The organism is Variovorax sp. YR750 (assembly GCF_900109805.1).
GTDB lineage: Bacteria > Pseudomonadota > Gammaproteobacteria > Burkholderiales > Burkholderiaceae_C > Variovorax > Variovorax gossypii.
In genome coordinates this window covers 483,636-491,583 of record NZ_FOBJ01000005.1, presented here as the reverse complement: position 1 = coordinate 491,583, position 7,948 = coordinate 483,636, and the positions used below count along the sequence as shown (strand labels likewise).

At 68.2% G+C, this 7,948-nt stretch carries 8 protein-coding genes; 4 read left to right on the top strand and 4 right to left on the bottom strand.

Annotated elements, in window-relative coordinates; translation table 11 throughout:
- Positions 1 to 189 precede the first annotated feature (189 nt).
- Complete coding sequence (gene egtD / locus BMY35_RS13775; protein WP_093199593.1) at positions 190 to 1,206, bottom strand: L-histidine N(alpha)-methyltransferase; 1,017 nt, start codon at positions 1,204 to 1,206, stop codon at positions 190 to 192.
- Positions 1,207 to 1,208: 2 nt separating this feature from the next.
- On the bottom strand, positions 1,209 to 2,465 hold the full coding sequence (egtB, locus tag BMY35_RS13770; RefSeq protein ID WP_093199589.1) for an ergothioneine biosynthesis protein EgtB: 1,257 nt from the start codon (positions 2,463 to 2,465) through the stop codon (positions 1,209 to 1,211).
- 177 nt (positions 2,466 to 2,642) lie between these two features.
- Between egtB and BMY35_RS13765 the strand changes: the two genes are divergently transcribed.
- Positions 2,643 to 3,989 (top strand): NAD(P)/FAD-dependent oxidoreductase, encoded by a 1,347-nt coding sequence (locus tag BMY35_RS13765; RefSeq protein WP_093199585.1) that lies wholly within the window; start codon positions 2,643 to 2,645, stop codon positions 3,987 to 3,989.
- Positions 3,990 to 4,005: 16 nt separating this feature from the next.
- Entirely contained in the window at positions 4,006 to 4,251 is a 246-nt protein-coding gene (locus BMY35_RS13760; RefSeq protein ID WP_093199582.1) for a hypothetical protein, read from the top strand.
- A 17-nt stretch (positions 4,252 to 4,268) separates the two neighbouring features.
- On the opposite strand, the gene BMY35_RS13755 is transcribed toward BMY35_RS13760, so the two are convergent.
- Positions 4,269 to 6,203 (bottom strand): PhoX family protein, encoded by a 1,935-nt coding sequence (locus BMY35_RS13755; RefSeq protein ID WP_093199579.1) that lies wholly within the window; start codon positions 6,201 to 6,203, stop codon positions 4,269 to 4,271.
- A 95-nt stretch (positions 6,204 to 6,298) separates the two neighbouring features.
- Positions 6,299 to 6,838: a thermonuclease family protein gene (locus BMY35_RS13750; RefSeq protein ID WP_093199576.1), complete on the bottom strand. Its 540-nt coding sequence runs from the start codon at positions 6,836 to 6,838 to the stop codon at positions 6,299 to 6,301.
- 142 nt (positions 6,839 to 6,980) lie between these two features.
- On the opposite strand from BMY35_RS13750, the gene BMY35_RS13745 reads away from it, so the two are divergent.
- Together BMY35_RS13745 and BMY35_RS13740 are read left to right on the top strand one after the other, a co-directional pair.
- Positions 6,981 to 7,460, top strand: coding sequence for a tetratricopeptide repeat protein (locus tag BMY35_RS13745; protein WP_093199572.1), 480 nt, complete (start codon positions 6,981 to 6,983; stop codon positions 7,458 to 7,460).
- Complete coding sequence (locus tag BMY35_RS13740; protein WP_093199569.1) at positions 7,457 to 7,912, top strand: hypothetical protein; 456 nt, start codon at positions 7,457 to 7,459, stop codon at positions 7,910 to 7,912. The genes BMY35_RS13745 and BMY35_RS13740 overlap by 4 nt, the downstream gene beginning before the upstream one ends.
- Positions 7,913 to 7,948 lie beyond the last annotated feature (36 nt).

Genomic DNA, 7,948 nt, shown 5'->3' with positions numbered 1-7,948 from the left:
TGAGCGAAGCGAGTTCTGCGAGACCCCGCGAAACGCGAGCACCGCAGGTTGCCCCTTCGCACAGCGAAGGGGTCGCAGACAGTGGGGTCGCCTTTTCTTTGCCTACTTTCTTTTGGCGAAGCAAAAGAAAGTAGGTCCGCCGCCGGGCGGAACTCCCGGCCTCGGGAAGCAAACACCTCACAAGAGAAGCTAAGCAGCCAGCCAGTGCACGCTGAAAAGCCTCTCCGGATCCACCCAAACCGCCCCAGGCCGAAACCCGGCCCTCACAGCCAGAGCCCGAAGCCCTTCCACAGTGAACTTATGCGAGTACTCCGTATGAATAGTCTCGCCTTCCGCAAACCCAAACACTTCCCCATTCAGAGAAACGCTCTGAGCCCGCCGGCTCACAAGATGCATCTCGATCCTCTGCCGAGGCGCGTTATAGAACGCCGCATGCGAGAACCCATCAAGATCGAAGTCCGCATCCAGCTCAGCATTCGCCCGCCGCAGCAGATTGAGGTTGAACTCCCCCGTAACCCCCTGCGCATCGTTGTATGCCGCATGCAGGCGCCCAGGATCCTTGACAAGGTCCACCCCGATCAGCAACCCGCCCCCCCGCAACATCCGCGCAGCCAGCTGCAAGAACGCCAGCGCCTCGTCAGGCTCGAAGTTCCCGATAGTCGACCCCGGAAAGAACCCCACTCGCCTCCCCGCCCCGGCCATCGGCGCAGGCAGCACCAGAGGCATCGTGTAGTCCGCAGCGATGGGCTGCACCACCAGCTCCGGATAGTCCGCCTTCAACCGCTCGGCAGCCGCCTCCAGGTGCTCGCCGGAGATGTCGATGGGCAGATAGCGCTTCGGCGTCTCCAGCGCATCGAGCAGCAGCCGCACCTTGGTCAACGACCCCGCGCCGAACTCGACGATCTCCGCATTCGGCCCGATCTGCCCGGCGATCTCACCGGCGCACTCCCCGAGGATGCGCAGCTCGGTGCGCGTCGGGTAGTACTCGGGCAGTTCGCAGATGCGGTCGAACAGCTGCGAGCCCGCCGCGTCGTAGAAGAACTTCGGCGAGATGCTGCGCGGCGAGCGCGCGAGCCCCGCCTGCATCTCGCGGCCGAACTCCGACAGCGGCGTGGCGGCTGCCGCCGGCGATGCAGCGCGCGGCTTCTGCGATGCCTTCGCGGGCACGAAGGACGACAGCGAGGACGAAGGGATTGGATTGCGCATGATCAGATGTCTTTCGCGAGCCGCAGCCCCGTGAACTGCCAGCGCGCCGCCGGCGGGAAGAAGTTGCGATAGCTGGGACGCGAATGCCCGGCCGGCGTGGCGACGCTGCCGCCGCGCAGCACCAGCTGCCCCACCATGAACTTGCCGTTGTATTCGGCCGCGATGCCCGGCATGGGGCGGAATCCCGGATACGGGTCGTACGACGAGCGCGTCCACTGCCAGACGTGCCCGGTCATCTGCGAGATGCCGGGCGCATCGAACGCGGCTTCCCATTCGAACTCGGTGGGCAGCCGCGCACCGGCCCACTCGGCATACGCGGCGGCTTCATAGAAGCTGAGCTGCGAGACCGGCGCATCGGCCTCCATCGGCCGCACGCCGTTCAGGCCGAACACATGCCAGTCGCCCGCCGCCTGCGACGAGGGGCCGGTGAAGCGCAGGCGGGGATCGTCCTGCGCGAGCCAGTACGCCGGATGCCGCCAGCCGTTCGCCTGCACCGCGGCCCAGCCGTCGGACAGCCATAGCTCGGGCCGCTGGTAGCCGCCGTCGGCGATGAACTGCGCATAGTCGCCGCAGTTCACCAGTCGGTCGGCGATGGCGTGGGGCTGCAGCAGCACGCGATGGCGCGGCGTTTCGTTGTCGAAGGAGAAACCGGCGCCCTCGTGCCCCGCCTCTGCCATGCCGCCGGCCCGCTCGATCCAGCGCACGGCAGGCGGCACGGCGGCCAGCCGCAGCGCGGGGCCGTTCGCGGGCTTGTAGGCGGGCAGCATGGGGTTGCACGACAGCGCGTGCAGGATGTCGGTGAGCAGCAGCTCCTGGTGCTGCTGCTCGTGGTTCAGCCCGAGCGTGACGATGGGCTCGATCACGGCCCAGTCGGCCCCGCCCTCTTCCAGCAGCGCCACCACCGCATCGTCCACCTGGCGGCGGTATTCGTGCACCTCGTCGAGCGAGGGCCGCGTCAGCAGTCCGCGCTGCGGACGCGGATGGCGCGGGCCGAGCGCCTCGTAGTACGAGTTGAAGAGGTAGAGGAAGCGCGCGTCGAAGGGCTGGTAGCCGCCGGCATGCGGCTGCAGCAGCACGCTCTCGAAGAACCAGGTGGTGTGCGCGAGGTGCCACTTGGTCGGGCTCGCGTCGGGCATCGACTGGATGCACTGGTCTTCGGCGGAGAGCGGGGCGGCAAGCGCCAGGCTCGTGGCGCGCACCTCGCGGAACCTGTCGCGCAGCGCGCCCGCCGCCTGAGTGATCGGCCGGGAAAGCGTCATGGAGTCTCCAGTCGGGTCAGCCGCAAGTTGTAGCCCATCCGGGTCGCGGCGGCACGTAGGACAAAACGCCGCAGGCCTGCCGCCGCGACTTCGGCAAAGAGCGCCAACTGGCGCAAGGGGCAGCCACTGTGGCACAAGACGCCGGGGCGTGCAGGGCGGCTGCGTATCATCCGTCGCATGCAAACGACCAACCCATCGGGCAGGCCCAAAGTCGTCATCGTCGGCTGCGGATTCGGCGGACTCGAAGCCGCGCGCAAGCTGCAGAAGGCGGACGTCGACGTGACGGTGATCGACAAGACCAACCACCACCTGTTCCAGCCGCTGCTGTACCAGGTGGCGACCGCCGGGCTCGCCGCACCGTCGATCGCGGCGCCGGTGCGCTCGCTGTTCCGCAAGCAGCCGAACATCACGACGCTGCTGGGCGAGGTGGCCGGCATCGATCCGGCCACCCGGTCGGTGCACCTTGCCAACGGCGACCGCGTGCCCTACGACCACCTGATCGTCGCGGCCGGCGCCACGCACAGCTACTTCGGGCACGACGAATGGTCGAGCGTGGCGCCCGGGCTGAAGACGCTGGCCGATGCCTTCGAGATCCGCCGCCGCGTGCTGCTGTCGTTCGAGACCGCCGAGATCACGGCCGACCTGGAAAAGCGCCGCGCCCTGCTCACCTTCGTGGTGATCGGCGCCGGCCCCACGGGCGTCGAGATGGCCGGCACGCTGGCCGAGATCGCCAAGCACACGCTGTCGGGAGAGTTCCGCCACATCGACCCGAGCAGCGCGCAGGTGCTGCTGGTCGAGGGCGGCCCGCGCGTGCTGCAGGCCATGCCCGAATCGCTGAGCCAGAAGGCGCTCGAACAGCTGGAGCGGCTGGGCGTCGAAGTACGCCTGAATGCGCGCGTGACGGCCATCGATGCCAACGGGCTCGAAGTGCAGACCGGTGGCGGCGCAGACGGATCGCCGGTCGACAGCTACCGAATCGATAGCAGCTGCGTGGTGTGGGCGGCAGGCGTCGCTGCTTCTCCGCTGGGCCGCATGCTGGGCACCGCCACGGGCGTCGAATGCGACCGCGCGGGACGCATCAAGGTCGAGCCAGACCTGAGCCTCGCGGGCCATCCCGAGATCAGCGTGGTCGGCGACCTCGCCGCCGCCATGAGCCATGCGCCCGGCAAGCCGCCCAAGCCCGTGCCCGGCGTGTCGCCCGGCGCCAAGCAGATGGGTCGCGCGGCGGCCGCCAACATCCTGCGCCGCATCGCGGGCCAGCCGACCGTGCCGTTCCGCTATGCCGACTACGGCAACCTCGCCACCATCGGCCGCAATTCGGCGGTGGTCGACCTCGGCACGCCCTTCGGCCCTCTGCGTTTCAGCGGCCGGCTCGCATGGCTGTTCTGGCTGTTCGCGCACGCGTATTTCCTGATCGGCTTTCGCAACCGCGTCGTCGTGATGATGGACTGGGCCGGCGCGTACTGGAGCTTCCAGCGCAACGCGCGCGTGGTAGCCGACGTGCAAGGCAAGAGCGAATCCTGAGGGAGGAAGGCTGGCGATGCTGTCCTTCCTCGTGTGGACCGTCGCGCACGCCGCCGAGGCGCTGTTCTGCCTCTGGGTGCTGCGCTGGGGCGGTGCCGAGCGGCTCGAAGGCACTTTCGCCTCGGGCCTCATCAGCACCTTTGCGCCGCGCTGGAGCGCCGAGGGGCTGAAGCTGGCGGCGCTGATCCTGCTGTTCTTCTGTGCCGTCAGCTTCGCGGCGGGGCTTTTCGTGCCCTCGCTGCGATGCTGGGGAACCTGCTGAAGCGCGCGCCTTCAGGTTCAGGTCCCGATCACGCCGCCGTCGTTCTTCGTGATGGCAATGGTCGCCGAGCGCGGCCGGCCGGCGCCGTCGGGCCACTTCGACACGGCAAGCGGACGCTCGGGGTCGCTGCGCTCGTTGGCCGGCTCGCCCGGGTGCTGGATGTTGATGAACAGCGTGCGCAGGTCGGGCGTGGCCGTGAGGCCGGTGATCTCGCATCCGGCCGGGCCGAGCAGGAAGCGGCGGATCTCGCCCTTGGTCGGGTCGCAGGCCAGCATCTGGTTGTTGGGCAGGTTGGCGTATTCGCCCTTGCCCAGCGTGGAGGTCGACACGTCGGTCTCGATCCACAGCACGCCGCGCGCGTCGACCATCAGGCCGTCGGGGCTGCCGAAGGTGTCGCCCTTGATGTTGCCTTGCGCCTCGTAGCGCGATTGCTTCGGGTCGCCCGCAAGCACGAGGTGGTTCCAGGCGAACTTGGTCGCGTCCAGGTCGCCGGTTTCCTTCCAGCGGATGATCTGGCCCATCGTGTTGTTGGAGCGCGGGTTGGCCGCGTCCATGAAGGGCTGGCCGGCGCCGCCGCGGTTGCTGTTGTTGGTCAGCGTGCAGTAGACCTCCTTGGTGAGCGGATCCACCGTGGTCCATTCGGGGCGGTCCATCTTGGTGGCGCCCAGCAGGTCGCTGGCCTGGCGCGCCTTGATGAGCACGTCGCCCTGCGTGGTGAAGCCCTTGTCGGCCACGAGGCCGCCCTTGCCCTGCACCAGCGGCAGCCATTCGCCCGTGCCGTCGACGTCGAAGCGGGCCACGTACAGCGTGCCGTGGTCGAGCAGGTCGCGGTTGGCTGCGGCGCCGCCGGGCTTGACCACGTCGCGGCTCACGAACTTGTAGATGTACTCGAAGCGCGAGTCCTCGCCCATGTAGATGACGGCGCGGCCGTCGTTGGTGAGCGCGGTGGCGGCGCCTTCGTGCGCGGCGCGGCCCAGCGCGGTGCGCTTGCGCGGCGTGGAGGTCGGATCCTGCGGATCGATCTCGACCACCCAGCCGTAACGGTTCGACTCGTTCGGGTGCTTCGACACGTCGAAGCGCGCCTCGTGCTCGTGCCAGCGGTACTTGGCGCCGTTGCCCTTCTTGATGCCCCAGCGCTTCTGGTGGGCGTCGGGCGTGTCGGTGCCCTCGAAGTAGTCGGCGAAGTTCTCCTCGCAGGTGAGGTAGGTACCCCACGGCGTGTGGCCGTTTGCGCAGTTGTTGAAGGTGCCCAGCACCTGCGTGCCCGAGGGGTCGGCGGCGGTGCGCAGCATGGCGTGGCCGGCGGCGGGGCCGGTCAGCGTCATCGGCGTGAGCGCGGTGACGCGGCGGGCGAAGCGCGAAGGCGCGAGCTGCGTCCACTTGCCGGCGCCGTCGCGCTGCAGTTCGATGACCGACACGCCATGCGCGTTCATCGACTTGCGCACCTTCTCGGGCGTCCAGGTCTTCATGCCGTCGGGGTGCAGCAGGCCGTCGTCGACGTATTCGTGGTTCAGCACCAGCAGGCCGCGGTTGGAGCCTTCGAGCGGAAAGAAAGCCATGCCGTCGTGGTGCATGCCGGCCTGCAGCGCCTGCTCTTCGGCGGTATTGGAGCCGTCGGTCTTGAAGGCGGGCATGGCGCCCGCGATGCCGGTCGGGTCGCCCCAGCGGTAGAGAACCTGTGTGCTGTAGCCCTCGGGCACGACCACCGTGTCGACGGCCGCCATGGGCACGCTCTTGAAGCCGATGGCACGGCCCAGGCCGCTCACATTGCCGCTGCCGCCGGTGGTGGCGCATCCGGCCAGGGTGCCGGCCGCCAGCGGGCCGAAGAGCCCTGCCACCGCCGCCGCCATGCCGCCGCGCACGAACACGCGCCGGGACGGATCGGAAACTTCATGGATGGTGGGGTTGGCGGAGGGGTTGGAGTCCTCCATGCGGGCGAAGTCTTTGGCCATGTTGTTGTCGCGGGGGATTGTGGGAACCCGAAATGGTCCCGCGGTCCCGTGAATCCGCCGTGACATGGGGCCTGTCGCGGAGGCCCCGGGGGCAATCAGAAGAGGCTGCCCCAGTGGCTGCCGCCCCAGTGCTGCTGCTCCTCGCGCTGGTGCTTGCGCCATTCCCAGGGCGGCGTCGGCCTGGGATCGGCCCAGAGGCCCGCACGCCGGGACCGGGCGCTGTCCTGCAGCTTGAAGAGCCCGCCGCCGCGCTTGGTGGCCAGGCGGTTGTAGTCGTACACCCAGGCCCAGCCATCGGCCACCATGCGGCTGCCGGCGTCCTCGCCGTTGCAGCTCACGTCCGCCACGGTGCGGCCGTAGCGGTCGGTGTCGATCTCGGTGATGCGCGCCTGCTCGCCGAAGCAGATGCTGCTCAGCGCCTGCCTGCTGCGCTGGCCGTAGGGCTGGGCTTTTTCCGGCGCGTCGATGGCGGCGATGCGCACCTTCACGCGTTCATAGGCGCCGATGCGCCCGCAGCGGGCGGTGAGCGTGTCGCCGTCGCTGATGCCGACGACGAGGCAGTTGCGGGGTGCGGCCTGGGAAAGAAGAGGAAAGGCAAGCAGGAGAAGACTGGAAAGCAGCGCGCGAAAGTGCATGAAAGAGCCGGAGAGACCTGGAGATTGGCAGAATCGCCAAACCGATCAAGGCTAAGTGATCCATGCGCCGGGAGGGATCGGGACACAGTTTTTTTCTTTCTCGCGTTCTTCCCAGAACGGCGCTTCGAAGGAGACCCCTCACATGCAGGAACCCACCCGGGACGACTGGTTTTCCGCGGCGAACGACGCCTGGGACGCCGGTGAGCACAAGAAGGCGCTGTCGCTGTTCCTCAAGGCGGCGGCCGCCGGCGAGATTCATGCGCTCAACAGCGTCGGCTACTTTCTCGACCACGGCATCGGCGTGAAGCAGGACAGCGCCGTCGCCCGCGAGTGGTACCGCAAGGCCGCCAAGGCGGGCGACGTGGCGGGCTGCGCCAACCTCGCCATCTGCTACCGCGACGATGGCAACTTCCGCTGGGCCCGCTACTGGTTCGAGCGCGCCTACTCCAAGGGCGACGGCGACGCGGCGCTCGAGCTGGGCCGCCTCTTCCTCTGGGAAGGCCCGCACAAGAACCACCGCAAGGTCGTCGACTACCTGACGAAGGCGGTGGCGGCGCAGTACGTCACGCCGAACGGAAGGGAAGAAGCCGGGAAGCTGCTGAAGTCGCTGGGCCGCAAGTGAAGTTTCCACGGTATGCGCTGACGCTCCTGGTGTCGCTCGCGGTTCTGGCTCTGATTGCACTCCAGCTCTGCATCGTCGAGCCCGGCGACCTCGCCCAGCCGGTATCCATCGACGAGGTGTCGTTCCTCGCCGATGGCGGAACGCTGGTAGTAGCGCTGAAAGGCGCCAACGGCAAGCGCCTCTTCGCGATCCGCCAGGGGAGCCTTTACGTCGAGTCCGACAGGCAACCCATGGCCATCGGGTGCAGTTGCTTCGGTTTCCCCTACGCCAGGAATGTGGCACGCGGCGACGAACGCGAGCGCGCCGTTCAGGCGTTGCTGGAGGGCTGGGTCACAGCCAATACAACCGCCGAAGATCGCGCTCGCATCGAGACCCGCTCGAACCTCGTGCAGATACCCGCCACGGCCTATGGCGTGCTCGAGATGCTGAACTGGATCAGGACGCGCAAATAGAACGAGAAGGACAAGGCAGGCGGGTGGGCGGCCTGC

What these genes read in the sequence shown, in the direction of transcription:
- egtD (WP_093199593.1), bottom strand. Translation starts at nt 1,206, where the DNA reads ATGCGCAATCCAATCCCTTCGTCCTCGCTGTCGTCCTTCGTGCCCGCG.
- egtB (WP_093199589.1), bottom strand. Translation starts at nt 2,465, where the DNA reads ATGACGCTTTCCCGGCCGATCACTCAGGCGGCGGGCGCGCTGCGCGAC.
- BMY35_RS13765 (WP_093199585.1), top strand. Translation starts at nt 2,643, where the DNA reads ATGCAAACGACCAACCCATCGGGCAGGCCCAAAGTCGTCATCGTCGGC.
- BMY35_RS13760 (WP_093199582.1), top strand. Translation starts at nt 4,006, where the DNA reads ATGCTGTCCTTCCTCGTGTGGACCGTCGCGCACGCCGCCGAGGCGCTG.
- BMY35_RS13755 (WP_093199579.1), bottom strand. Translation starts at nt 6,203, where the DNA reads ATGGCCAAAGACTTCGCCCGCATGGAGGACTCCAACCCCTCCGCCAAC.
- BMY35_RS13750 (WP_093199576.1), bottom strand. Translation starts at nt 6,838, where the DNA reads ATGCACTTTCGCGCGCTGCTTTCCAGTCTTCTCCTGCTTGCCTTTCCT.
- BMY35_RS13745 (WP_093199572.1), top strand. Translation starts at nt 6,981, where the DNA reads ATGCAGGAACCCACCCGGGACGACTGGTTTTCCGCGGCGAACGACGCC.